The sequence below is a fragment of the Natronosalvus rutilus genome (assembly GCF_024204665.1).
In the GTDB taxonomy this organism is placed as follows: Archaea; Halobacteriota; Halobacteria; order Halobacteriales; family Natrialbaceae; genus Natronosalvus; species Natronosalvus rutilus.
The window spans coordinates 1,410,237-1,434,457 of the sequence record NZ_CP100355.1; the positions used below are offsets into that span (position 1 = coordinate 1,410,237).

Consider the following 24,221-nt stretch of genomic DNA (forward strand, 5'->3'; position numbering starts at 1 on the left):
ATGCGAACTACAGCTAATCAGGAGGCGCAGACGAACTCCGCCGACCCAAGTACGCCCGTCATCGAACTGTCCGAGGTCGACTTCGGGTACACGTCCACCCCGGTCGTCGAGGACGTCTCGCTTCGTGTCGACCCCGGCGAGTACGTCGCCGTCGTCGGCCCGAACGGCTCCGGAAAGTCGACGCTCATGCGACTCGCACTCGGCTTGCTCCGACCGGACCGGGGCACCGCACGGCTGTTCGACCAACCCGCCCACCGATTCGACGACGGCGCTCGAGTCGGCTACGTCGCCCAGCGGGCGAGCGCCTCGACGGAGATGCCGATCACGGTTCGCGAGGTCGTGAAGATGGGCCGGTTTCCGCACGTTCGCTTCGGCCGACTCGACGAGGCGGACTGGGCAATCGTCGACCGTGCCCTCGAGACGGTCGGGATGCACGCGTTCGCCGGCCGGCGGATCACGAACCTCTCCGGGGGTCAGCGTCAGCGGGCGTTCATCGCGCGGGCGCTCGCGGGCGAAGCGGACCTGCTCGTCCTGGACGAGCCGACCGTCGGCGTTGACGCCGAATCGGTCGAGGCGTTCTACGAACTGCTCGAGTCGCTCAACGACTCGGGAATCACCGTCCTCCTGATCGAACACGACCTGGGCGCGGTGACCGCTCACGCCGATCGGATCGTCTGTCTCAACCGCGAGGTGTACTTCGACGGGACGGCGGACGCGTTCGTCGAGAGCGACGCGCTCGGCCGAGCGTTCGGGGCGGCAGCGGCCATCGTGGGTGACCGCCGATGAGCCGGTCGCTCGTCGGCCTGCTTGGGTCGAGCCCTCTCGACCCGCTGCAATCGGGGCCCGTCGACGTCGCCCTCGAGCCGCTGTACTGGCTGCTCGAGGCGTGGTACTGGCTCCTGTCCCAGCTGTACTACGTGACGCGTCTCGAGATGATCCACCCCGAGTACGCGTTCATGCACCGGGCGATCCTGGTGGGGCTCTGCATCGGCGTGATGGCCCCGCTCATCGGCACCTTCCTGGTCCACCGCCAGCTCGCGCTCATCGGCGACGCCCTCGCACACACTGCGTTTGCGGGCGTCGCGGTCGGGCTGTTCATCAACGCGACCCTGTCATTCTCGGTGTCGCCGTACCTGACGGCAATCGTCATCGCGGTGATCGCCGCGTTGCTGATCGAACTCATCTCGGAGTACACCGACGCCTACAACGACGTCTCGATGGCGATCGTCCTCTCGACGGGGTTCGCCCTCGGGACGGTGCTCATCAGCCTCAACGCGGGTGGGCTCACCGTGTCGATCGACCAGTACCTCTTCGGGAACCTCTCGACGGTGTCGGCCGAAAACACGGTCTTGCTGCTGGTGCTGTTCGCCGTCGTCGTCGGTACGGTCGCGCTCACCCGCAATCAACTGTTGTACGTCACCTTCGACGAAGTGGCCGCCGAGGTCGCGGGGATTCCCGTGCGTTGGTACAATCGGGTGATGGTGATGCTCACTGCGCTGGTCGTCGTTGGCGCGATGCAAATCATGGGCGTCATCCTCGTGGCAGCGATGCTGGTCGTCCCCGTCGCCGGCGCCTCGCAGGTCGCGCGAAGTTTTTCACAGGCGCTACTGACGTCGGTCGTCCTCGCCGAACTCGCCGTCGTCGTCGGCGTCGGGGTCGCGTATTACGCCGAGGCGACCGCCGGCGGCGTCGTTGTGCTGGTCGCCGTCGCCATCTACGTCGGTTGCGTCGGCCTCGGCAAGTTCTTCGCCGGAAGCCACCGTGAGGAGTCGGCGCCAGACGTCGACGCGATCGACGGCGACGGGACTCCCCTCGAGTGACGACTCGATCGCTGAACCTCGAACGCTCCCAGGTGGGCCACCCCGAACGGTTTCGCCCGGTCGCTCGACCACTATAGGTTTATACACCTGGCTCTAGGTCTTGGCGTAATGGAATCGCCAGGTTCGGCTCCGAACTGCACTCGAGCGGACGTCCAACGCGTGTTCTCGAAACTCGAGGACCCTTCGACGCCGATTTCGGCCGCCGAAGTCGCCGACGAGCTGGAGTGCTCCCTGGAGTCTGCCCGTCGAACCCTGTCGAAACTCGTCGAACGAGGCACGCTCCGGACGAAGCAAATCAACGAGTCGGCTCGCGTCTGGTGGCGCTCGAGCGACGCTGAGCGTCCCGATGGGCGAACGGATCGAGAGGAGTTCAGCGCTTTCGTCACCGCCGTCGAGGATTACGCCATCTTCATGCTCGACCCCGACGGCACCGTCGCCAGCTGGAACGACGGGGCGGAACGGATCAAGGGCTACGACGAAGCCGACATCGTCGGCGAGCACTTCTCCACGTTCTACACCGACGACGACACTGCCGCCGGCGTTCCCGAGCGAAATCTCGAGCGGGCGGCCGCCGCGGGCCGCGTCGAGGACGAGGGCTGGCGCGTTCGCGAGGACGGCTCCCTCTTCTGGGCCAACGTGACTATTACGGCACTCCACGACGACGAGGGGACGTTTCGTGGATTCACCAAGGTCACTCGCGACATGACCGAGCGTCGGGAATACGAACAGCAACTCCGCCGGGAACGGGACTTCACCGCCCAGGTGCTCGAGACCGTCCCGGTCGGGATTCTCGTAAGCACGCCCGACGGCGACCTCACTCGGGCGAACAGACGAGTCCTGGACTGGCTTGGCGCCGAGGCGTCGTCGTTCACCGACCACGACCACGACCGCGAGACGTGGGACGTCTACGATGCCGACGGCGAGCAGATCCCGTTCGAGGACTGGCCATTGATGCAGGTCGTCGAAACCGGCGAGCCAGTTTTCGGCTACCAGTGCCAGATCGACTCGCCGGCACGCGGTCGGCAGTGGGTCTCGATCAACGCCGCACCGATCGACGACGACGGCGACGACGAACGAGTCGTCTTCTCTGTCGAGGACGTCACCGAACAGCACGAACGCCAACAGCAACTCCGTCGCGAATCCGAACAGACCGAGCAACTCCTGCGGACGGCGCCGATCCCCATCGCCGTCTGGAACGCCGACGGGGAGACGGTGATGGCGAACCGGCGGGCCCAGGAAACCCTCGACGTTTCCGAACAGGAGTTTCTCGAAGATCCCGACGGCGCCGACCAGTGGGGACTCTACGATCCCAATGGGAACCCGCTCGACTCGAGCGAAACGCCGTCCGCGCGCACTGCGGCGACCGGCGAACCGGTCCGCAACGACGAAGTCGTCGTCGAAACGCCTGACGGCGATCGCATCCACCTGCACGTGAACGCCGCGCCGGTGCTAGATCCCGACGGAAACGTCGAACGAATCATCGTCGCCAGCGAGGACATCACCGACCTCAAGGACCGGGAACACCAGCTGGAGCGGCGGAAGTCGGAACTCGAGACCGAACTGAGCGAAATCCTCGGTCGAATCACCGACGCGTTCTACGCGCTCGACGACGAGTGGCGGTTCACGCACGTCAACGAGCGCGCGGAGGAGTTAATCGACTTCGAGGACCAGGGACTCGTCGGCGAGCACGTCTGGGAGGTCTTCGACTGGGTCGAGAACACGCAACTCCGCGAGGAGTACGAGCGGGCGATGGAGACGCAGGAACCGACTTCGTTCGAGTTCTACTATCCCGACCCGCTGGACGCGTGGCTGGACATACACGTCTACCCGTCGGAAACGGGCCTCTCGGTCTACTTCCGAGACGTCACCGAACGGAAGGAACGCGAGCGCCAGCTCGAGGAGTCCGAACGGCGCTACCGCACGCTCGTCGAACACTTCCCGAACGGCGCCGTCGCGCTCGTCGACGAGCACCTCCGCTACCAGACGATCGGCGGCACGCCGCTCGACGGGGCGGACGTCGCGGTCGGGTCCGGATTCGACGAACCGATCCAGGACGTCCTCCCGGCGCCACTCGAGGACGAACTCGTGCCACGATACGAGGCCGCGCTCGAGGGGGAGTCCAGCTCGTTCGAAATCGAACTCGGCGAGCAGGTCTACCAGCTCCAGACGGTTCCGATTCGCGACGACAGCGGGGAGGTCTTCGCCGCCCTCGGTATGTCCCAGGACATCACCGAGCGGCGAACGTACGAGCGAAAACTCGAGGCGTCGAACGAGCGCCTTGAGCAGTTCGCCTACGCCGCCAGCCACGACCTCCAGGAACCCCTGCGGATGGTCTCGAGTTACCTGCAGTTGATCGAGCGCCGGTACGGCGACGCTTTCGACGAAGACGGCGAGGAATTCCTGGAATTCGCCGTCGACGGAGCCGAGCGCATGCGCGAGATGATCGACGGACTCCTCGAGTACTCCCGGGTGGAAACCCAGGGGAACGCGTTCGAGCCCGTCGACCTCGAGACGGTGCTCTCGGACGCACAGGCCGACCTCCGATTCCCGATCCAGGAAAGTGGGGCCGACGTCACGGCGGACTCACTTCCTCGCGTCGAGGGAGATCCGACCCAGTTGCGCCAGGTGTTCCAGAACCTGCTGAGCAACGCGATCGAGTACAGCGGCGACGAATCGCCCCGTGTGCACGTGACTGCCAAGCGAGCCGGTGACGTCTGGGAGGTGTCGGTTCGAGACGAGGGAATCGGTATGGATCCCGACGACACCGACCGGGTCTTCGAGGTGTTCCAGCGCCTCCACAGTCAGGAGGAACACGCGGGAACGGGGATCGGGCTCGCGCTCTGCCAACGGATCGTCGAGCGCCACGGCGGGACGATCCGGGCCGACTCGGAGCCGGGCGTCGGGACGACCTTTACCTTTACGCTCCCGGCGGCGGTCGGCGCTGACCAGGACTGAACGGGCGTCGTCGCTCTCGCAACGGGGTCTTTTCTCGCAACGAGAGTTTTTCTCTCGCGATGAAACCTCTCTCCCGCAACGGAACCTCTTTTCGGCGACGAATCCCGGTGATCAGCCGTTCGATCGAATTGTCGTTCCCGCTCACTGAGCTACGGCCTTGTCGGTCCACACGGCTCTTGAGCCTCGAGAGCCGGTAACCTGGGCGCTCCTCCGCGAGTCGCTCGACGAGCCACGACTACCGAGGATTCGGAATTTCATACAGTTACATACGGTTTATCAGGTGGCACCCGAACCGCTCGAGCGGTTGTGAGCACTTTTACGTCCACGGCGGCTACGGCGCCCATGGTGCGGAACGTCGCCGAGCTGTTGGCGGAACTCGAGTCCGAGGACTTCTATCTCCTCTCGGGAATCGAGCAGGGAATGCGCTTCTCGGAGTGGGTCCAGCGCGAGAAGCTATCGAACTTCTCGGGACTCACCCCTGAAGAGGTGGACTACCGCCTCGAGCGCTGTCTCAAGCGCGGGCTAGTAGAGAAGAAGACGATCCAGTACGAGGGGTACACCCTCCAGTTCGAGGGCTACGACGCCCTCGCCCTTCGTGCACTCGTCGAGCGCGATACGATCTCGGAGTTCGGCGCCCCGCTGGGCGTCGGCAAGGAGAGCGACGTCTACGAGGTCAAATCCTACAAGCCGCTAGCCCTGAAGTACCACCGAGAGGGCTATACCAACTTCCGGGAGGTCAACCGCGAGCGCGATTACACCTCGGAAAATCAGCACGTGTCCTGGCTCTACACCGCCCGGAAAGCGGCTGAACGGGAGTTTGACGCCCTCGAGACGCTGTACCCCGACGTCTCGGTGCCTCAGCCGATCGACCAGAACCGACACGCCATCGTGATGGAGAAGATGCCAGGGGTGGAACTCTCGCGAACCCGATTCGAGGACGACCAGGTGCTGGGAGTGCTGGAGTTACTCTTGCGAGAACTCTCATGCGCGTACGAGGAGGGGTACGTCCACGCGGACATGAGCGAGTACAACGTGTTCGTCGCCGAGGAGGGGGTGACGATCTTCGACTGGCCGCAGGCGGTGCCGACCGATCACGAACACGCTCGCGAGTTCCTGGATCGCGACCTCACGAATCTGGTGGGGTACTTCCGGCGGAAATATCCGTCAGTCGTGCCTGAGGACCTCGAGAGCGACGCGATTGCTGCTGAGATCGCCACCGGAGAGTTCGACTCATTGTCGGCGTAGGATGTGATACACCCTATGGTGCTATAGGTAATCTGCCCATCGCTCGAAGTATCGCCGTCGCAGACGCTGCGTGAATGCTCTTCAACCCCCTTCGAGTCCGAAACCGCCTACTCGAGTTCTGCTGCCGCTTCTCGAAACAGGCCGTCCAGGATCTCAGGCGTGGTCGGATGGTACGCCCGGTCCGGAATCTCTCGCACGTCGAGGCCCATCTCGACGATCACCTGCATCGTCTTGGCCATCACGTCGGCGTGGAGGTGCAGTCCCTGGTAGCCGAGCACGGTCCCGTCGCGGGCGCTGACGACCAGCGTGGCGACGCCCTCCGGGTGGTTCTTGGTTTTGAAGACGCCGTCGTCGGACGCCTCCCTCGAGACCACGACTGCGTCCATCGACGAATCCGCGGCCGTGTCTGGGGTGTGGCCGACGCGGGCCACCGGGTAGGTGCTCAGGCCCGAGAAGATGACGTGGTGGGGGACGTTCGCGTAGGGCTCGAGGTCGTCGCCTCGAGCGTGGCGCAGGACGTTCTTTCCGGCGGCGAAGCCCTGTTCCTTGGCGACGTGGAGAATCGGCTCGCGGCCGTTGGCGTCTCCGACGACGAACGTGCGCTCGTCGTCTGCGGCCTGCATCGTCGGCTCGACCCAGCCCTGCTCCGGTTCCAGGGGTGTGTGCTCGAGCCCGAGGCCGTCGACGTTCGGGCGGCGGCCGGTGAATACGTAGAGCTGATCGGCCTCCAGGACCTCCCTGGTGCCGTTGCGATCGACCGTGAGCCGAACGCCGCCGTCGGCCGTTGGCTCGAGGCGCTTCTCGTCAGTGTTTGTCAGAATCTCGACGTCGAACTGCTCCCGGTAGACGTCGAGGATCGTGTCGCCGTAGGCGTCCTCGAACTCCTCCAGCGGGCGGTCGTCGTGTTCGATCACGGTGAGGTCGACGCCGCCGACCTCGCTGAGGTAGGGGGCAAGCTCGAGGCCGATGTAGCCAAAGCCCATCACGATCCCCGAGTCTGGGAACGACGTCGCGTCGAGCACGTCCGCGCTCGAGCAGTAGTCGACGTCCTCGATACCGGGCGTATCGGGAACGTTGAGCGTCGAGCCAGTCGCGATCACGACGTAGTCGGGATCGATCGTGCGGTCGCCGACGGCGAGGGTGCGGTCGTCGACGAACCTGGCACGCTCGTGGAGGAACTCGACGCCGTCGCGGTCGGCGAGGTCGTGGACGCGATCCCGTCGATGTTCGGCGAATCCGTGGACGTGCTCGTCCTTCTGGGCGACGACCGCCTCGAGATCGACCGCGGGCGTCCCCTCGAGTCGACCGTCGTGGCGCGCCTGGTAGCGGTGCTGGGCGGCCGAGAGGACGTCCTTCGAGGGCATGCAACCCCGGAGAATGCAGAGGCCGCCGCCCGGGTCGTCGTCGTCGATCAGGGTCAGTTCGAGGTCGGTTTCCGATTCCGCGGCGCGCTCAAGCAACTCGTCGGTGGCGGCGACACCTGCGCTCCCGTAGGCGCCGACAATCGCGACGTGGAGACTGTCCATATCGGTGAAACGGTGGCTTCCCCAATAGGCGTTGGTGCGGTCGTGCGTGGACAACTCACTGGCGACAGGAGAAGGCGTTTCGAGAACGAACGTGACGACGAGTCTAGCGTCGGAGCCTGGCTGCGACACCGGTCCCGAGGAGTCCGAGCAGCGCGGCGAGAGCCCCGAATCCGGGGAGACCGTCGCTTTCGGTGCTCGAGCCAGTGCCGTCGTCGCTACTGCCCTCGTCGGCACCCGAGCCATCGATCGACGCGGTTCGCTCCGAGAAGTGGTTGAACGCGACGAAGACGGTCGCCTTGGCGTCCGCCTCGGCGTGCTGGCTCACCATGTACGCGGAGCCCTCGCCGCCGATCGCGCTCTCGAGTTCGGACTGGGAGGACGCCTGGACGGCAGCCTCACCGTCGACGCGAACCTCGAGATCCTCGACCGTACCGACGGTCTCCTCCTCGACCGTCGTCATGACGATTGTTCCCTCCTTGATGGCGCGGTCGACGGTGACGTCGACGCGGCGTTCGCTCTCCTGTTTGGCCTCGAGGGTCAGATCCTCGGCGTAGGTGACCGAGTCGGTGACGGTTTCGCCGTCTCGCTGCTCGACGTAGACTTCGGCGGCGGCCGAACCGTCGGCGATGAGTTGCTCCTGGGACTTCGTCTCGTCGGTACGTTCGCCGTCCTCGTAGGACCGGAAGACGAGCGTCGACTCGCCCTCGAGGCTAGCCGCGACGTTGCCCTCTTCGTTGACGGTGACGTCGCCGTCGCCGATCACGAGGAAGACGCCGTTGCGGTCGTCGCCCTCGACGACGACGCGTTCGCCGTCGCCTTCGGCGCTGGCCTGGACGTTCTCGCCGAGTTGGGCTTCGACGACCTGGGCGTCGCCGCCGGCCCGGACGACGAGAATCCCGCGTTCGTTGTCGTGGGCCGACAGCGTCGCACCACTCTCCGATTCGATTCGTGTTTTCGTCTGTGACTCGGCGCTCACCGAGAGGCCGGCGCCCTCGAGGTTCACGACGGCCCCGAGGTCGATACCGGCGTTGGCACCGGAACTGGCGTCGCTTCGGGAGTCGACGGCGACCGAGGAGAACACGGTCTCGCCGCCGACGGCGTAGTTCGTCAGGGCGCTCCCCGAGGTCTCGAACTCGAGGTGGCTTCCCGCGTACGTCTCGCTCTGGGAGGTCGCGCTCGATTCGACTGAACTCGCACCGGCCCCAGCTGCGGCGACGACACTGACGCCGAGCATTGCTGCGATAAGGACGGCTACGACTGCATTTCGATTCATTTCATCTGATCCGTTCGCCCGCACTATAAAAGGAGTTCTGACAGAGCCGTCCAATCGAACGGGTTCGGAAATCACCTCGAGCACGTCCAGGGGCCCGGTTCACGACATTCGCCTCTCGATGCACGACGCTCGGCCGGTCCGAGCGGGAGAGGGGGTTCAGCGAGAGATTGACTCGGCACTGTCGGCGACGACCGCGTCGACCTCCGCTTTCGTGACGAGGGCGGCGTCGCCCGGAATCGTCCGCTTGAGGGCGGCCGTCGCGGCGGCGTACTCGAGCGCTCGACCGACGTCGTCGCCGGAGAGTCGGCGAGCGATGAACGCGCCCGTGAAAGCGTCGCCAGTGCCGATGGGGTCGTGCGTCTCGGTCTCGTAGGCGTCATGGTCGTGGACGACGTTGTCGTGCCAGGCGAGCGCGCCCTGGTCGCCGCGGGTGACGACGACGGTTCGGAAGTCGAACTGGGAGCCGAGCTTGTGGGCGAGCTGACGGGGGTCGCCCTCGTAGCCGAGCACGGTACGGGCGTCGCGGGCCGCGATCACGAGCACGTCGATTCCGGGGAACAGTTTCGTCAGGGTGTCTCGAGCCTCCTCGGGCGACCAGAGCTTTCGCCGGTAGTTGAGATCGAAGGCGGTGGTCGTGTCGTTCTGTCGCGCTGCCTTCAGGAGCTGTGCCGTGGTCTCCCGGAGGGTCGGCGACAGCGCAGGGGTGATGCCCGACGTGAAGAAGACGCGAGCGTCCCGGATGAGGTCGATGTCGAACTCCTGTGGTTTGGCGGTCGTGATTGCGGCGTCCGATCGGTCGTAGACGACGTTCGTCCCGCGGGGTTTGCCCCCGTGTTCGAGGTAGTACGTCCCCTGGCGGCCCTCGTCGCTCCAGACGACATCGGTGTCGATACCATACTGCTCGAGTTCGCCGACGACGCGCCGGCCCAGCGGAGAGTCCGGGAGCTTCGAAGTCCAGGTCGAGACGGCGCCGAGTCGCTCGGCGGCGACGGCGACGTTGCTCTCGGCGCCCGCCGCGCGGACCTCGAACTCGCTCGCGGTCTCGAGGCGTTCGTGCCCGGGCGGTGAGAGGCGGAGCATCGTCTCGCCGAAGGTGACGAGGTCGCTCACGCGTTTCCCTCTCGATTCGGTCGGTCGGTGGTGAATCGCTGGCTCATGGTCGAAAAACGGAGGGGTGTGCTATAAGTTGTGTCGTTGGTGGCGGTATCTCACTCGAGTTCCGTCTCGGCGACCAGAAGGGTCGATCCATCGGCGTTCCCCTGGCGCTCGAACTCGAGGTCGTAGCCGAACGTCTCGAGTAACCGGCAACTCGTCTCGACGTGGTCGGTCACGGCGGGAATCCGCAGGCGGCCGCCGCCGAGAACGAGGAAGTCCAGGAGTTGGTCGGCGAGGTGGGCGTCGACGCTCCCGTTCCCCTCGAGGAACGCGACGGCAGCGTCGGCGGCTTCCTCCCCGACGCGTTCGGCCAGTTTTCCGGGTTCGCCGAGGGAGGAAAAGCCGGCCTGGGGGCTGGGTGTCGACATGGTCTCCGCCGAGTCACCGGCGAACTCGAACTCGAGGCTCAGCACAATTGCCGAACCCGGACAGGCGCTCTCGGCCGTCGTCTCGACGCGCTCGCGAACCTCGAAATTCGCACCATCCGAACCGATTCGGGTTTGCAACCGTTCGAGGGAACCCTCCGCCTGCCGTTTTGCGACGTCGGCGTCGGCCAGCGCGGCGGCTTCGGTCGAGTAGACGCACACGCCCGTGAGGTCGCCCCGGGTCTCGAGGTCCAGCGGATGGAACCGTGAGGGAGCGAGGTGAAGCCGCAGTCGGCCGGCGCCCGCGGGATAGAAGCCGCGACGGTCGACCTCGAGGGCGGCCTGCAGGCCGTACTGACGGAGGAGTGGGAGCTTGACGTACCGGAGGTAGTCCACGGGTGGGGACCAGGCGACGTCCGTCCCACCCGAAGCGGTCAGGGTAAGCGGCGACTCGAGGCGGGCGGCGAGGGGAAGGACCGCGTCGAAGAGGAGGGTGAGGCTACCGGCGGTGCCGACTTCGACGGTGTATTCCCCGCCCGAGATTTCGACCGCGCCGTCGCCGCCCGTTCCCGTTCGGGGGTCGAACTCGACCGTCTCGGCCTCGAGTTCGCCACCCGAGACCTCGGCGTCGGTAATCGCCGCCATCGCCTCTAGGACGGCCAGGTGCTGGTTCGCGAGCCCCGGATTCGGCCGGTCGCCGCGGGCGCGCTCGAGGCGAACGGGCTCGCCGGTGAGCGCCGAGAGGGTGAGCGCTCGCCGGAGGAACTGGCCGCCGGCGTCGTGCCCGTCGAGGGTGTGCATACCTGCGTGGTCGAGTGCGGTGTGGAAAGGTCTTCTCGTGGTGTGTCACGTCGCGGGGTGTGCCACGGCGCATCCGTGGGGCCCGCTCGTGTGAGACGGACCCGACCGCTCGAGACGAACGCGAAGACTGCGGTCGAATGGACCAACGTACCAGTGAACGCCGGTGGAGCCGCGAATATCTCTCGAACTCCGTCCGTGATGAACGCTTCCGGAACCTGAACCGTTAGGTCACTCGAGTCGAGAGAGAAGAGGCATGCGAGGCTGGCGCGACCCGCTCACTCGCCGATGGTTCCTCTGGGGGACCCTCGGCGTCGTCTTCTTGCTCGTGAACGTCTACCGGCTTTCGACGGCCGTCCTCGCCGAAGAGTTGATGGCCGGCTTCCGAACCACGGGCGCTCAGCTCGGGACCCTCCACGCGATTTTCTTCTGGATCTACGCGCTGATGCAGTTGCCGACGGGGATCCTGGCTGACCGGATCGGTCCCCGTCGGACGGCCGCTGCGGGCGGGTTCGTGATGAACGTCGGCGCGATCTGGTTCGCGCTGGCCACCAGCTACGCGGGGGCGCTGATTGCCCGCGGGCTCGTCGGCCTCGGGGCGAGCGTGATCTTCGTCTGCATCCTTCGGTTCTGTGCCAGCTGGTTCCGGGCCGACGAGTTCGCCACCCTCAGTGGCTTCAGCTTCGCGGTTTCGGGCGTCGGTGGTGTCCTCGCGACCACCCCGCTCGCGATCGCCGCGGAGTCGGCGGGCTGGCGGACGACCGTCGGCGCGCTCGGGGTCTTCGGCGTCGCATTCAGCGTCGTCGTCTACGCGGTCGTTCGCGACACGCCCGAACAGGCCGGTTTCGACCCGATCGAGGGTGTACCCGGCCAGCCGACGCTCTCGACTGCCGACGTCGTCCGTCATGTCCGAACCGTGCTCTCCGACCGGGTCACCTGGGTCGCCAGCGTGATGCTTTTCTGTACCTCCGGGCTCAACCTGACGCTGTTCGGCCTCTGGGGCGTCCCGTATGTCGTCCAGACCTACGACGTCTCCGTGACCCACGCGTCTCTCTACACCCTCGCCGGCGGCGTCGGCATGATCGTCGGCCCGCCGTCTATCGGCTGGCTCTCGGACCGCCTCGAGCGCCGCGTCGAGTTGATGGTCGTCGGCGGCGTTATCTACGTGGCCTCGATCGGTCTCGTCGCCGCGCTGGGGCGGCCCCCGATCGCCGTCGTCGGCTTCGTCTTCTTCGTCGCGGGCGTCCTGCTCGGCGCGTTCGTCCTCGGGTATCCACTGGTGAAAGACCGCCACGACGCGAGCGCGAGTGGCATCTCGACTAGCGTGATCAACGGTGCGGCCTTCTTTGGCGCCGCCGTGCTCCCGACGGCGATGGGGTTCGCTCTCGACACCTACTGGACGGGCGAACTCGAGGCCGGCGTTCGCGTCTACACCGCGACCGGGTACCGGATGGCGTTCGTGATCGCGACCGTTGCGGCCGCCGTCGCGCTCGCGTGTACGCTCTGGTTGTATCGGTACGCGGCGGACGGCTCGAGCGTCTGACGGCCAGAGCGATTAGTACCTTTATAGGCATCGACCGATGCGTGAAACCGGATGAACGCTATCAATCTCACCCATCTGTTCGGCCTGGAACGCCACTAGCCGCACACTTTTTCGTCTTTGCCCTCTGACAAGCCACCGTGACCGACTCGAGCCGCCACCGATCCACTCACTTCGTCCGACCCGCACGCCTCGAAGACGCCCGTGCGATCCGGACCGTCGCCCGCGAGAGCTGGCACGCCGCGTATGACGACCTCCTCGGCCCCGACACCGTCGAGATGATGACCGATGAGTGGTACGCCCTCGAGGGACTTCGCGAGTCGATCCAGTCGAGGGACAGCCACCTGTTCGTCGCCCCCGAGCCGGACGACGACAAGCCGGATCGAACCGACGAACTCGCCGGCTTCGTCCACGTCGGCCAGTGGCCGGACGAACCTGCCGTCGGCCACCTCGCTCGGCTCTACGTTCGCTCGGGTCACTGGGGGTGCGGGCTGGGAACGTCGCTCTGTGATCACGGAGAACGAGCCGTCGAGGACGACGGCTACGACCGGATTCGTCTCGAGGTGTTCACGACGAACGAGCGCGCGATCGACTTTTACGAGGGCCGAGGGTACGAACCCGTTGCCGAGGTGGTCGAAGAACTCGAGGGCGAGACGTATCGGGTGTCGTTGCTCGAGCGCTCGCTGTGAGTTCTTGACATCCACCCACGACTGAAGTCGTGGACTTTCTCCTCGAATCTGTGTAACCACGTTTTCCGCAATTCAGCGTAATTCAAGGTGGAGCCTCCGGCCTCAAGGAGCGAACGAAGTAAGCGAGTAGGCCGGAGAGGAACCCGACATGGGACGACACAACCAGCATACTGCGACCGACTGACTCCCGAACGTATACGTACCGCCGAGTCTTCTCTGAAGTATGGGCGTGCGTCGAACCGCCGTCGTGAAACTCGCCGTTTCCGACGAGCAACGCGACGCACTCCACCGAACCGCCGAGCAGTACCTGTACTGTGCGAACCGAACCGCCGACTACTGTTGGTCGGACACCTCGTTCACCGAGTGCAAGATTAACAAACGGCGGGTTCGAGACGCGCTCTACTCCGACCTCCGCGAAGAGACGGACCTACAGGCACAACTCGTCCAGGCCGCGATACGTCGCGCCGTCGAAGCCATCAAAGGCGTTATCGAACGCTGGAAGAAGGGACAGCGCGTCGCTTGTCCGACGTTCACCGCCGAAACGATGGACTACGACATGCGAAGCGCCACCTTCTACCGACGCAAGGTGTCGCTGGCAACTGTTGAGGGCCGGGTCGAACCCTCGTTCGTTCTTCCGGCAGATAGTCCGACACCCTACGAGCGGTACGTCCTCTCCGAGGGCTACGAGTTCCGCGAGAGTACGCTTCGGTACGACGCGGCTACCGACGAGTTCTACCTCAATATCTCGATCCGGCGGTGTGAGGTGGACGGTGACGACGCGGAGGTCTCGGCAGATACTGAGCACCCCAACCAAACGGTCCTCGGCATCGACCTCGGCGTCAACAGTCTCGCCGTCTCCTCGACCGGCACGTTCTGGCAGGGCGATGAGTACGACCACTGGTGTCGTGAGTTCGAGAAGCGACGTGGAGCGATGCAACAGCGCGGCACGCAAGCCGCACACAACGCCTTGCTTCGACTCGGGAAACGCGAAGAAGCGTGGCGCAAGCAGTACATCCACACCGTCGCCAACGAACTCGTTGCGGAAGCCGTCGAACACGGTTGCGACGTGATCGCGTTCGAGGACTTGACCGACATACGCGAGCGACTTCCACACGCGAAGTGGCACCACGTCTGGGCGTTCCGACGCCTCTTCGAGTACGTTGAGTACAAAGCGCCTGAACAAGGCGTCTCCGTGGAGCAAGTCGAGCCGAACCACACGTCCCAACGCTGTTCTCGAATGGACTGTGGATTCACGCACGAAGCCAACCGCCACGGAGAACGCTTCTGTTGCCAGAAGTGCGGGTACGAGGTGAACGCGGACTACAACGGAGCAAAGAACATCGGGCTCCGCTACGCCCGAAAGCGGACACACAGACTCTGTTCCTCGCCCACGTCGGGGAGCGGAGACGCAGAAGTAGACCTGCGTGTGAATGGTGGGACGGTGAACGGCAAGAGCCACCGGCCTATTGCCGGCGACTGATTGCCGGGAGTCCACATCAAAGCCCCACCCTCGAGGACCGAGGCGCGTCTGCGCCGAGGGAGTAGGGTGGGGTAGTTTACAGCGTATTGTCTGCCTCTTCAGCGTCCTCGACGACCTCGAGTCCGCGGTTGTTCACCGCCATCGGATCGAGACCGACCTCCTGGAGGAACTGTTTGTACTCGCGCTCGCAGGTCTCGGCGGCCTTTTGCTTGTCGCTGGCCCGGTCACAGAGGGCGACGAGGTTCTCCGGCACGTCGTTCTGGTAGACGATCCAGTGGTTGATCAGGTCCGAGAGGCGGCGGATGGGGCTTGTGAAGTGGCCGTAAATCTCGAAGTTGAGCGCGTGGTGGCCGCCGAATGGGTCGTTCATGTACTTCGCGCGGGGCATCACCTTCATCACCGCCCACTGGATTTTGTCGAGTTGGCGACCCGGCGCGGTCTCGAGGGTCGCGTTGACCGCCTTCCGGGGCTCGTCCCAGGTGTCGCCGGGGATGGAGACTCCGTCGAGGTCCTGGATCTCCTGGAGGGCCTTCGACCACTCGTCGGGTGTCGGCTGGGGGTGGACGCGGTACATCGCTTCGACGCCGCGAGACCACATGAGTTCGTGCGTGACGGCCTTGTTGGCTTTGAGCATGCACTCCTCGATGATGGTGTGGGCGCGGTCGCGGCTGGGATTCAGGACGAGGGAGCCGTCTTCCTTGCGGATCTCGTGCATCTCGTTGGCCACCTCGTAGACGAGCTTGTTCTCCTCGTGCAGCGGCGCGTCGGGGTCCTCGAGGCGCTGTTCGGCCTGGGAGTAGGTGAGCCGTTCGTCGGACTCGATGACGGACTTGTAGATGTCGATGGAGTCGTAGCTCAGGGTCTCCTTGTCGAGGTGCATCTCGACGGTGTGGGCCAGTCGCTCCTCGTTGGGGACCAGCGAGCAGACCGACTCGGCCAGCACCGGCGGCAGCATGTGGATGGTGTAGGCGGGCAGGTAGACCGTGTTGCCGCGCTCGACCGCCTCGTTCCACATCTCGGATTCGGGGTGGACGTAGTGGGTCACGTCCGCGATGTGGACCCAGAGGACGTACTCGTCCTCGCGCTCTTCGATCGAGAGCGCGTCGTCGAAGTCCTGGGCGTCGATGGGGTCGGTCGTCCACGTCGTCATGTCCCGGAGGTCGCGCCGATCCTCGAGTTCCGCGTCGATGTCCGCTTTCGGATCTTCGGTCAATTCCTTGGCCTCTTCGAGAACGCTCGCGGGGAACTCGTCGCGAATCTCGAACTTCTCGAAGAGGTCCTCGCGCTTGTTCTCGAGGTGGCGGGCCAGGTCCTCGGAGATCTGGACGGGACCTTGCCCCTCGGCCGTGCCGGCTGCGGCCTGTACGTCATCGCTCATACCCTCGGCTACGAACAGGAGTGCCAAAGTCGTGTCGGGACGCGTGCGCGGCGGTTCGCGCCAGCCGTGCGAAGTGGTCGAGGAACTGAACGCGTCCTGGAACGACCGGTGCGATCAAAACACGGTCCGCTGCAATTCTCGATTCGCTCCGGGAGCTTCAAGTGGGTGACAAGGCATATTGTGTCGTATGTTACCACTCTATTGGGAGAAGGCTGGGAACATGCAAAGGCTACTTACCGATAGACGTCGAGGTTCGTGACGATGAGTCAGAAGGCAGATCGAAGCCGTCAGCAGGAACTGCGGACGGAGAAATCCGCCACCGCCGATTCGCTGACCCTGGAAAGCGGACTGGAGGCGCTTCGGTCGAGCCCGGCGTTTCACGGGACGGTCGAACCGCTCGACGGACTCGACGACCTCGAAACCTGCGAGCACATCGCGCTGTTCTACCGGTCCCGCGAGGAACGGTTCGCCACCGTCACCCCGTTTATTCGACAGGGTATCGAGCGCGGCGAGCGGGTCATGTACGTCATCGACGACCTCCCGAAGTCCGCAATCCTCGCGGAACTCCGCGGCGGCGACGTCGACGTCGACGCGGCGCTCGAGTCGGGTCAACTGACGTTTCACTCGCTCGAGGAGACCTACCTCCGGTCCGGGCGCTTCGACCCCGACGACATGCTCGAGGTGTACGCCGACGCGATCGAGGAGGCGAAGGAGGAGTACCCGGCGCTTCGCGTGACCGCGAACACGAACTTCATCCTGGACGAGTACGCGACCCTCGAGGACTTCATGGCCTACGAGAGCCGCGTCAACGACCTCTTCCGTGGTGAGGATTGCATCGCCCTCTGTCACTACGATTGCGAGCGTATCCCACCCGAGACGCTCGTCGACGTCATTCGAACGCACCCGCACCTGGTGTACGAAGATACCGTCTGTCACAACTTCTACTACACGCCGCCGGAGGAGTTCTTCGAACCCGACGAACCCACTCGCGACGTCGAGCGAATGCTGAACACGCTGGTGGACCGCGCCAGAGCACGGTCCGAACTCAACGAGACGGTCGCGGAACTCGAGGAGTCCAACGAGCGACTCAGGCGGTTCGCCTACGTCGCCTCCCACGACTTACAGGAGCCGCTGCGGATGATCTCGAGCTATCTCCAGTTGCTCGATTCCCGCTACGCGGACGACCTGGACGAGGAGGCGCGGGAGTACATCGACTTCGCCGTAGACGGCTCCGACCGGATGCGGGAGATGGTCAACGGGTTGCTCGCGTACTCGCGAATCGACATGGACGAGGCGGACTTCGAGCGAGTCGAGTGCGACGACGTCGTCGACGACGTGCTGACCGATCTGCAGGTACAGATCGACGAAACCGATGCTACAGTCGACCTCGAGCCGTTACCCGCGGTCCGCGGTGAGGCCCACCAGCTCGAGCAACTGTTCTCGAACCTGGTCTCGAACGCAATCAAGTACAGTGGCGACGAGGTGCCCCGGATCGAGATCACCGGCGAGAAACGGGGTGACCGCTGTGTCTTCTCAGTCGACGACGACGGAATCGGTATCGATCCCGAGTACGTCGACCAGATCTTCGACATCTTCAACCGACTTCACTCGAACGACGAGTTCCAGGGGACCGGTATCGGGCTCTCGCTGTGTCGAAAGATCGTCGACCACCACGGCGGTGACATCTGGGTCGACTCGGAACCGGACGACGGTACGACGTTTTACTTCACTCTTCCCGCGGCGGCGTAGATCGGTTCACAGGCTCACAGGCTCAGTAGTTCACAGATTCACAGGTTCACAGGGTTTCAGCAATGACCGAGGAACCGTTCGACATCCTGGTAATCGAGGACAACCCCGGCGACGTTCGGCTCATCGAGAACGGATTCGACGAGAGCGACGTCTCCCGTTCGCTGACCGTCGTCACCGACGGGGCGGAAGCGCTCGACTACCTCTATCGACGGAACGGCTTCGAATCCGCGGCGAAGCCGGACCTCGTGCTGTTGGATCTGAACGTGCCGAAACTGACCGGCAACGCGGTGCTCGAGCGGATTACCGACGACCCCGACTTTCGTTCGACGCCGATACTCGTTCTCTCGGGATCCCAGTCCGACGATCACGTTATCGAGACATACCGTCTGGGAGCGGACGGCTACTTTGTCAAGCCGGTGGACCCCCACGAGTTCATCTCACTCGTCAAAACGATCGGGGATTCGCTGGCCTCGCCTGGGTCACTCCCTTCGGGAGAATTCGCCGACGTCGATCGGCCCTCGTGATCCTAGTCGGGTAGCGCGGATCCTTGTGGTCCCTCGTTACCCCAGTGCGTAGAGCGGATTTCCGCAGTCCCTCGTGACCACCGGGTAGAACGGGTCTCCGCGGTCCCCCGTAACCCCCGCCGAGCGAGACGGGAGGCGGGGCTCCGCCCAGGAGCGCCTGGGTGCAAAACGACTGGCTGTAGCAGGATCGCGACCCCGACGAGCGCGAACGTTTCTACTGGCCGTTTGTCAGTCGCTCACGCTCGAGCATGGACCACAACCCGCGATTCACTATACTTTTTATAGTAGTGTACCGCCGTCTAGTAACGACCGCGTTCCGTATCTCTCGAGCCGATCGACCAGTTCGTGAAGAACACGTTGGAAGTTATATGTTTCCAGCAGAGAGTGTGTGGAGATGACGACGATTGCCCTCCACGACGTCGCGAAACGCTACGGCGACGTCACCGCACTGGCCGGCATCGACCTCGAGGTTGAGTCCGGCGAGGTCTTCGGCTTTCTGGGCCCGAACGGGGCCGGCAAGTCGACGACCATCGACATCCTGCTGCGTTACACCTACCCCTCGAGTGGGCGGGTCGAGGTGCTGGGTCACGACGTGACGAGCGACCCCGTCGCCGTCCGCGAGCGGACCGGCATCCTCCCGGAGGGGTACGCCCCCTTCGAGACGATGACCGGGCGCCAGCACCTCGAGTACGCCATCGCGGCCAACGACGCCGACGACGACCCCGACGTCTTGCTCGAGCGCGTGGACGTGGCTCACGCGGCCGACCGCAAGGCCATCGGCTACTCGAAGGGGATGACCCAGCGGCTTGGCCTCGCGATGGCTCTCGTCGGCGAACCCGAACTCCTGATCCTCGACGAACCCTCGACCGGGCTCGACCCCCACGGCGTCCGACTGATGCGTCAGATCGTTCGCGAGGAACGCGACCGGGGCGCGACGGTCTTCTTCTCGAGTCACATCCTGGAGCAGGTCGAAGCGGTCGCTGACCGGGTCGGCATCCTACGGCAGGGCTCGCTGATCGCCGTCGACACCATCGACGGGCTCCGGTCGGCCAACGAAGGCGACGGCGAACTCGTCGTCGAACTCGAGACGGCCGACGGGGTTCGTGAACGCGTTGCAGGCGGCGAGACTGCTGCGGGATCGAACCCACCGGCGGGAGCACAGGTCGGCCTCGAACCGGTCGTCGCGGCCGTCGACTCCCTCGCGGGCGTCTCTGCGGTGCGCCGGGACGGCGACGCACTCGTGGTCGCCTGCGCGACGGAGGCGAAACTCGACGTGCTGGATACGATTCGTGAGCAAGGGGCAACAATCATCGACTTTTCGACCGCTGAGACGTCGCTCGAAGAGTTATTTGTCTCCTACACGGAGGGCGGGCGATGAACTGGCGACTGCTCGCGAGCAAGGAGTTCGGCGACGCGATTCGCAACTACCAGCTGTACGCGATGGCGGCGCTCTTCGGGCTCGTCTTCGGCGTGTTCGGTTACATTCACGTGCGGAACGTGCGACGCGCTCGCGTTTACGACTACCTCTCGGCGCCCGAACCGATCGAGTTCGTCACGATGCTCTCGTTGCTCTGTATCGTGCTGATCCCGGCCACCGGGTTGATGCTCTCGTACGAGGCCATCGTCAAGCGACGCGACGGCGGCCAGCTCACGCTTATGCTGGGAATGCCCCACGACCGACGCGACGTCGTGATCGGGTCGCTGGTCGGGCGATACCTGGTGTTCCTCGCACCGCTACTCCTCGGCGTCGTCGTCGCGGTCGCGATCATCTTCGGGTTCGGTTCGACGGTTCCGCTGGCGGCGCTGGCCGGATTTACGCTCGCCACTGCCAGTCTGGGACTGGCTTACGTCGCCATCGGCATCGGTCTCTCCGGTTTGCTCCGATCGCCCTCCTGGGCCGCCGTCTGTGCATTCGGCGTGTTCATGCTGTTCGTCTTCGTCTGGCGGGTGGTCCCCGACGGCGTCGTCTACCTGCTCTCGGGGCTCGAGTTCCCCGACGAACTCCCGTGGTGGCGCCCCTACGTGGCGACGCTCTCCCCGAGCGTGGCCTACGAACGGGTACTCGACGCCTACGTGTTCAATCGAGCGAGCGAGGACGCCCCGTCGGCGTTCGGCGTGGCGGTCTTGCTCGCCTGGGTGATACTCGCGCCGCTGGCGGGGTATCTGCAGTTCGACCGGGCGGACCTCTAGCGTTCGACGCGCACCGACTTGCGACCGTCGGCGTGGCCCACGATCACCGCTCCTCGACCCGCCGGCGCTCCTCGAGCGAACACAGATACCGCCGCAAAAACGCCTCCTGGGAGTGCTCGCCGGCCTCGAGGTCGGTGAGCTGAGCCTCGAGGCCGTCGCGGCCGTATCGACAGAGGTCGCCGTCGCAGGGTTTACAGAAGTACTCGAAGGTCTTGCCCTCGCGTTCCCAGCGATTGCCGTACTTGTCGTACTCGCGGGCCTCGGATCGCGGGATCGTCTCGCCGCAGGCGATGCAGGTCACGGTCTCCGTTCGCCACCGGGAGAGCCACATACGTCGGCTATTGGCGTGCGCCTACTTAGCAATTCTCACGGCGAGCGTGACCGTCACGTATGACGACCGAGACGGGCGGCAACCCCGTGGTCGACCTGCCCTCGAACGGGCGTTTTATAGCCGACGTGGCCGTGGTAGCGCGTATGCAGGTCAAATCGCGACACCACCTCCGAAGCGACGCCATCTCCGAGATCGAGACGGCCGTGTCCAACCGTCTCGGCGTTACGCTCGCGGGCGACACCTACGAACGCGTCGAGTTCGAGGACAGTGACTGGGAGGTCGTCCTGGTCGACGGCGCCCCCGAAATCGCCTACTTCGATGACGAGCCGTTCCTGACCGTCCGCGGGGCGAACGCCTACGATCCCGACTACCGGATCGTGACCGTCGACGCGGGCGCGGTCTCGTTCGTCTCCGACGGCGCGGACGTGATGCGCCCGGGGATCACCGAGGCCGATTCCGAAATCTCCGACGGTGACCTCGTGTTGATCGCCGAGGAGTCTCACGGCAAGGTGCTGGCGATCGGGCGCGCTCGCGTCTCGGGGACGGAGATGGTCGGCGAGGAGGGGAAGGTCGTCGACTCGCTGCACCACGTCGGCGACGACCTCTACTCGTTTTCTGGATAACGCTCGACCTGTTCACGTTTGCGGGCTGCTTACGTGCTTCCAATCCTCGAGTGATAGTAGTCTAAATTCTCGAGCGACGGTTCCCCCACTCTTCAAGCGACGACTCACTCCTCGCTCGCGTCGATGTCGTCTTCCTCGTAGGCGTCTTCGTACTTCTCGAGCGCCATCTCGTAGCCCTCCCGTGCCAGGTCGAAGGTCTCCCGGAGGTCTGCGATCGGCTCGAGGGTCGCGTCGACCCGGAGGTCGTCGTAGAACGGTTCGAGTTCGCGCTCCTCAGTCGTCGCGACGCGGACGGCCGCGCTCTGGACCCGCAGTTCCTCGCGCTTGTCGCCCCCTTCGGCGTGACCGGCGGCGAGGGCGTCGATCAGGCGTTCGGCGAGGGGCGTCTCGTCGTCCCTCGAGTCGGCGTAAGCTGTCGCGGTCGCCTCGATCACGGACTCCCCGGTCAGAAGGTTGCCGGCGACCGTGTAGCCGTCGCCGCTCGTGTGTCCGTACCAGTCCTTGCAGTCTTCCCCCGAAAACGTGAACTCGCCGTCGCGGTCGACGCCGTGGAGCTGGCGGTTCGAGGCCCCCTCGTCCGCGTTGAGCAGGGCCTCGAGGGCATCCTCGACGGCGAGTCCGTCGTCGACGTACCGGATTCCCCGCCGACCGAGGTCGACGTTCACCAGGCTCTGGGTGGCGACGGCCCCGTTCTCGCTGACGAACGGGCAGAGGGTGCCGACGCCGGGAAGCCGGGTTGTCACCGCGACGCCGAACCGGTCGTGTTCCTCGCCGTCGTCCTCGTACGTCTCGTGGACACAGATGCTGAACGTCATGTCGTCCGGGGGCACGAACTCCGCCGGCAAAAAGGGGCGTCTCCCGGCAGTCTGGGAGCGCTCGAGGGACGATGAACTGGCTCGTCCGCTCAGTACGTCTGGCTGTCGCTCGTTTCGTTCCCCGCGGCGTCCGTCACAGTTACCCGGACGCTGTCGGGACTGTCGCGGGTTCGCAGGTCGTCCTCGCCCGAGACGCTCGAGCCGCTGACGCTCGTGGTCTGGCTGTCGAGCACGCTGGTGCCCGAGAGGAGTTCCGTCGTCACGCTCGCGAGGTCGCCGTCGGCGTCCGAGGCGGACCAGGTAACGCTGGCGCGCGACCAGGGGCCGTTCGATTTGGTGGAGGTAGTGAACTGGTCGATTGCGGGTGCGGTGTCACCATCACCGCCGTCGCCGCCGTCTCCGCCATCGCCGCCATCGAGTCCGAGCGAGTTCGCGACGTTCAGCCGACCCGCGCCCTGCTCGTTGCTGGCCAGGCCGACGTCCTCGGCGCCGTCCGTCAGTAACTGGCGGACGTTCGCGGGGTCTTTGCCGGCACCGATCAGGCTCGCGGCCGCGCCGGCGACGTGCGGGCAGGCCATCGAGGTCCCGGAGAACTGGGCGTAGTCGCTGCGCGGAATCGACGAGAGGGTATCGACACCGGGAGCGGCGATGTCGACTTCCGGTCCGGTCGAGGAGAAGTCCGCGAGGTCGTCGTTGGAATCGGTCGCGGAGACGGCGATGACCTCGTTGTACGCGGCCGGGTAGCCCACGCAGTCGGAACAGGGGCCGTCGTTTCCGGCCGCCGCGACGATGACCTTCCCCTGCTGGTCGGCGTACTGACAGGCGTCGCGGACGACGCTCGAGTCGCTGCCGCCGAGGCTCATGCTCAACACGTCAATCTGGCTCTGGTCGGCGGCCCACTCGATACCCGCGGCGATACTGTCGTACGAGCCACCGCCCGAACAGTCCAGCACCTTGACCGCGTGCAGGGTGGCGTCCGGGGCGACGCCGATGACGCCCAGCCCGTTGTCGGCCGCGGCGGCCGTCCCCGCGCAGTGGCTCCCGTGATCGTTGTCGTCGTCCCAGACCTCGAGACACTCGCTGATGCCGTTGCCGCCGCCGAAGGGACCGTCGCCACAGCCGGTGTCGCACTCCGCGTCGCCCGCGGCCCAACCCTCGCCGAGATTTTCCGAGAGCGTCTCGTGCTGGGCGTCGATGCCCGTGTCGATGATCGCGATGTTGGCGCCGGCGCCGGTCTCGCCGTTGTCGACCGCCACGTCGGCGTCTACCAGGTCGATGCCGTACGGTGTCGTCTGCTCGAGGGCGTGCATCCGGCCGTTTTGCTCGACGTAGCGAACGTTTGGATTGTTCTCGAGGGCGTCGACCGCCTGCTTGGAGAATCGTCCCGAGAGTGCTTTGCCGACGTCGCCGAACTCGAGTTCGAGCCGGACACTGTTAGCTCGCTCGCTGGCGACCTCGAATCCGCTGTTGGCTCGTAGTCCGACGACGTACTCGTCGCCCCGTCCGGACGCCTGTCCGGCCAGTGCCGTCGCGGCGACTCCAGCTCCGACTCCGTGCAGCAGCGTTCGTCGTGAGATGTGTTCCCGTGACATGGTATTATCAACCACGACCACACTCTCCATACTTTACCATATAAACGTTCTTATGATACTCCGAAAAATGAATTCTACTTGACAGGAGAATAACAATTAGGTGGATTGCAACAAGCTGGTATTGCTGTTACTAAATCGGGGAGGACCGTGAGGTCGCGAGACAGCGTCTGACG

20 protein-coding genes are annotated in these 24,221 nt (G+C 65.0%); 12 read left to right on the forward strand and 8 right to left on the reverse strand.

What is annotated here, in order from left to right; translation table 11 throughout:
• The 4 genes from NGM29_RS06795 (at position 1) to NGM29_RS06810 (ending at position 6,020) form a co-directional block, all read left to right on the forward strand.
• Positions 1–786, forward strand: coding sequence for a metal ABC transporter ATP-binding protein (locus NGM29_RS06795; RefSeq protein ID WP_254159693.1), 786 nt, complete (start codon positions 1–3; stop codon positions 784–786).
• On the forward strand, positions 783–1,820 hold the full coding sequence (locus NGM29_RS06800) for a metal ABC transporter permease (protein WP_254159694.1): 1,038 nt from the start codon (positions 783–785) through the stop codon (positions 1,818–1,820). The genes NGM29_RS06795 and NGM29_RS06800 overlap by 4 nt, the downstream gene beginning before the upstream one ends.
• 108 nt (positions 1,821–1,928) lie before the next feature.
• On the forward strand, positions 1,929–4,775 hold the full coding sequence (locus tag NGM29_RS06805) for a PAS domain-containing protein (RefSeq protein ID WP_254159695.1): 2,847 nt from the start codon (positions 1,929–1,931) through the stop codon (positions 4,773–4,775).
• Positions 4,776–5,117: 342 nt separating this feature from the next.
• Positions 5,118–6,020: a serine/threonine-protein kinase RIO2 gene (locus tag NGM29_RS06810; RefSeq protein WP_254159696.1), complete on the forward strand. Its 903-nt coding sequence runs from the start codon at positions 5,118–5,120 to the stop codon at positions 6,018–6,020.
• Between the two features lie 107 nt (positions 6,021–6,127).
• On the opposite strand, the gene NGM29_RS06815 is transcribed toward NGM29_RS06810, so the two are convergent.
• The 4 genes from NGM29_RS06815 to rtcA form a co-directional block, all read right to left on the reverse strand.
• Positions 6,128–7,546, reverse strand: coding sequence for a dihydrolipoyl dehydrogenase family protein (locus tag NGM29_RS06815; protein WP_254159697.1), 1,419 nt, complete (start codon positions 7,544–7,546; stop codon positions 6,128–6,130).
• Positions 7,547–7,649: 103 nt separating this feature from the next.
• Positions 7,650–8,819: a PGF-CTERM sorting domain-containing protein gene (locus NGM29_RS06820; protein WP_254159698.1), complete on the reverse strand. Its 1,170-nt coding sequence runs from the start codon at positions 8,817–8,819 to the stop codon at positions 7,650–7,652.
• Between the two features lie 156 nt (positions 8,820–8,975).
• Positions 8,976–9,929 (reverse strand): bifunctional 2-dehydro-3-deoxygluconokinase/2-dehydro-3-deoxygalactonokinase, encoded by a 954-nt coding sequence (kdgK1, locus tag NGM29_RS06825; RefSeq protein ID WP_254159699.1) that lies wholly within the window; start codon positions 9,927–9,929, stop codon positions 8,976–8,978.
• A 98-nt stretch (positions 9,930–10,027) separates the two neighbouring features.
• The gene (rtcA, locus tag NGM29_RS06830; RefSeq protein ID WP_254159700.1) at positions 10,028–11,140 is read right to left on the reverse strand and encodes an RNA 3'-terminal phosphate cyclase; all 1,113 of its coding nucleotides are present in this window, start codon (positions 11,138–11,140) and stop codon (positions 10,028–10,030) included.
• 253 nt (positions 11,141–11,393) lie between these two features.
• On the opposite strand from rtcA, the gene NGM29_RS06835 reads away from it, so the two are divergent.
• From NGM29_RS06835 to NGM29_RS06845, 3 genes are all read left to right on the forward strand, one after another.
• Positions 11,394–12,680, forward strand: coding sequence for an MFS transporter (locus NGM29_RS06835; protein WP_254159702.1), 1,287 nt, complete (start codon positions 11,394–11,396; stop codon positions 12,678–12,680).
• Between the two features lie 137 nt (positions 12,681–12,817).
• On the forward strand, positions 12,818–13,366 hold the full coding sequence (locus NGM29_RS06840) for a GNAT family N-acetyltransferase (protein ID WP_254159704.1): 549 nt from the start codon (positions 12,818–12,820) through the stop codon (positions 13,364–13,366).
• Between the two features lie 223 nt (positions 13,367–13,589).
• Positions 13,590–14,846, forward strand: a complete 1,257-nt coding sequence (locus NGM29_RS06845) for an RNA-guided endonuclease InsQ/TnpB family protein (RefSeq protein WP_254159706.1) — start codon at positions 13,590–13,592, stop codon at positions 14,844–14,846.
• 76 nt (positions 14,847–14,922) lie between these two features.
• Here the strand turns inward: NGM29_RS06845 and NGM29_RS06850 are convergent, their stop codons facing one another.
• A complete protein-coding gene (locus NGM29_RS06850) occupies positions 14,923–16,224 on the reverse strand; it encodes an RNB domain-containing ribonuclease (RefSeq protein WP_254159707.1) in 1,302 nt (433 codons plus the stop codon).
• A 261-nt stretch (positions 16,225–16,485) separates the two neighbouring features.
• Here NGM29_RS06850 and NGM29_RS21295 point away from each other — a divergent pair, with 261 nt between their 5' ends.
• From NGM29_RS21295 to NGM29_RS06875, 4 genes are all read left to right on the forward strand, one after another.
• The gene (locus tag NGM29_RS21295; RefSeq protein WP_311136847.1) at positions 16,486–17,973 is read left to right on the forward strand and encodes a sensor histidine kinase; all 1,488 of its coding nucleotides are present in this window, start codon (positions 16,486–16,488) and stop codon (positions 17,971–17,973) included.
• Positions 17,974–18,035: 62 nt separating this feature from the next.
• Positions 18,036–18,497, forward strand: a complete 462-nt coding sequence (locus NGM29_RS06865) for a response regulator (RefSeq protein WP_254159708.1) — start codon at positions 18,036–18,038, stop codon at positions 18,495–18,497.
• A 394-nt stretch (positions 18,498–18,891) separates the two neighbouring features.
• Positions 18,892–19,875: an ABC transporter ATP-binding protein gene (locus NGM29_RS06870; protein WP_254159709.1), complete on the forward strand. Its 984-nt coding sequence runs from the start codon at positions 18,892–18,894 to the stop codon at positions 19,873–19,875.
• Positions 19,872–20,687 carry an ABC transporter permease subunit gene (locus NGM29_RS06875; protein ID WP_254159710.1) on the forward strand — a complete coding sequence of 272 codons (816 nt, stop codon included), beginning with the start codon at positions 19,872–19,874 and terminating at the stop codon, positions 20,685–20,687. The genes NGM29_RS06870 and NGM29_RS06875 overlap by 4 nt, the downstream gene beginning before the upstream one ends.
• A gap of 43 nt (positions 20,688–20,730) precedes the next feature.
• Here the strand turns inward: NGM29_RS06875 and NGM29_RS06880 are convergent, their stop codons facing one another.
• Positions 20,731–21,018, reverse strand: coding sequence for a DUF7562 family protein (locus NGM29_RS06880; protein WP_254159711.1), 288 nt, complete (start codon positions 21,016–21,018; stop codon positions 20,731–20,733).
• A gap of 143 nt (positions 21,019–21,161) precedes the next feature.
• Here NGM29_RS06880 and NGM29_RS06885 point away from each other — a divergent pair, with 143 nt between their 5' ends.
• Positions 21,162–21,641 (forward strand): RNA-binding protein, encoded by a 480-nt coding sequence (locus NGM29_RS06885; protein WP_254160490.1) that lies wholly within the window; start codon positions 21,162–21,164, stop codon positions 21,639–21,641.
• Positions 21,642–21,745: 104 nt separating this feature from the next.
• Here the strand turns inward: NGM29_RS06885 and NGM29_RS06890 are convergent, their stop codons facing one another.
• Positions 21,746–22,456: a DUF1028 domain-containing protein gene (locus NGM29_RS06890; RefSeq protein ID WP_254159712.1), complete on the reverse strand. Its 711-nt coding sequence runs from the start codon at positions 22,454–22,456 to the stop codon at positions 21,746–21,748.
• A gap of 89 nt (positions 22,457–22,545) precedes the next feature.
• Entirely contained in the window at positions 22,546–24,063 is a 1,518-nt protein-coding gene (locus NGM29_RS06895) for a S8 family peptidase (RefSeq protein ID WP_254159713.1), read from the reverse strand.
• Between the last annotated feature and the right edge of the window lie 158 nt (positions 24,064–24,221).

Coding starts and splice junctions, on each gene's coding strand:
- NGM29_RS06875 (WP_254159710.1), top strand. CDS start 19,872: ATGAACTGGCGACTGCTCGCGAGCAAGGAGTTCGGCGACGCGATTCGC.
- NGM29_RS06805 (WP_254159695.1), top strand. CDS start 1,929: ATGGAATCGCCAGGTTCGGCTCCGAACTGCACTCGAGCGGACGTCCAA.
- NGM29_RS06850 (WP_254159707.1), bottom strand. CDS start 16,224: ATGAGCGATGACGTACAGGCCGCAGCCGGCACGGCCGAGGGGCAAGGT.
- NGM29_RS06865 (WP_254159708.1), top strand. CDS start 18,036: ATGACCGAGGAACCGTTCGACATCCTGGTAATCGAGGACAACCCCGGC.
- rtcA (WP_254159700.1), bottom strand. CDS start 11,140: ATGCACACCCTCGACGGGCACGACGCCGGCGGCCAGTTCCTCCGGCGA.
- NGM29_RS06880 (WP_254159711.1), bottom strand. CDS start 21,018: ATGTGGCTCTCCCGGTGGCGAACGGAGACCGTGACCTGCATCGCCTGC.
- NGM29_RS06885 (WP_254160490.1), top strand. CDS start 21,162: ATGCAGGTCAAATCGCGACACCACCTCCGAAGCGACGCCATCTCCGAG.
- NGM29_RS06810 (WP_254159696.1), top strand. CDS start 5,118: ATGGTGCGGAACGTCGCCGAGCTGTTGGCGGAACTCGAGTCCGAGGAC.
- NGM29_RS06815 (WP_254159697.1), bottom strand. CDS start 7,546: ATGGACAGTCTCCACGTCGCGATTGTCGGCGCCTACGGGAGCGCAGGT.
- NGM29_RS06870 (WP_254159709.1), top strand. CDS start 18,892: ATGACGACGATTGCCCTCCACGACGTCGCGAAACGCTACGGCGACGTC.
- NGM29_RS06800 (WP_254159694.1), top strand. CDS start 783: ATGAGCCGGTCGCTCGTCGGCCTGCTTGGGTCGAGCCCTCTCGACCCG.
- NGM29_RS06795 (WP_254159693.1), top strand. CDS start 1: ATGCGAACTACAGCTAATCAGGAGGCGCAGACGAACTCCGCCGACCCA.
- NGM29_RS06890 (WP_254159712.1), bottom strand. CDS start 22,456: ATGACGTTCAGCATCTGTGTCCACGAGACGTACGAGGACGACGGCGAG.
- NGM29_RS21295 (WP_311136847.1), top strand. CDS start 16,486: ATGAGTCAGAAGGCAGATCGAAGCCGTCAGCAGGAACTGCGGACGGAG.
- NGM29_RS06820 (WP_254159698.1), bottom strand. CDS start 8,819: ATGAATCGAAATGCAGTCGTAGCCGTCCTTATCGCAGCAATGCTCGGC.
- NGM29_RS06845 (WP_254159706.1), top strand. CDS start 13,590: ATGGGCGTGCGTCGAACCGCCGTCGTGAAACTCGCCGTTTCCGACGAG.
- NGM29_RS06835 (WP_254159702.1), top strand. CDS start 11,394: ATGCGAGGCTGGCGCGACCCGCTCACTCGCCGATGGTTCCTCTGGGGG.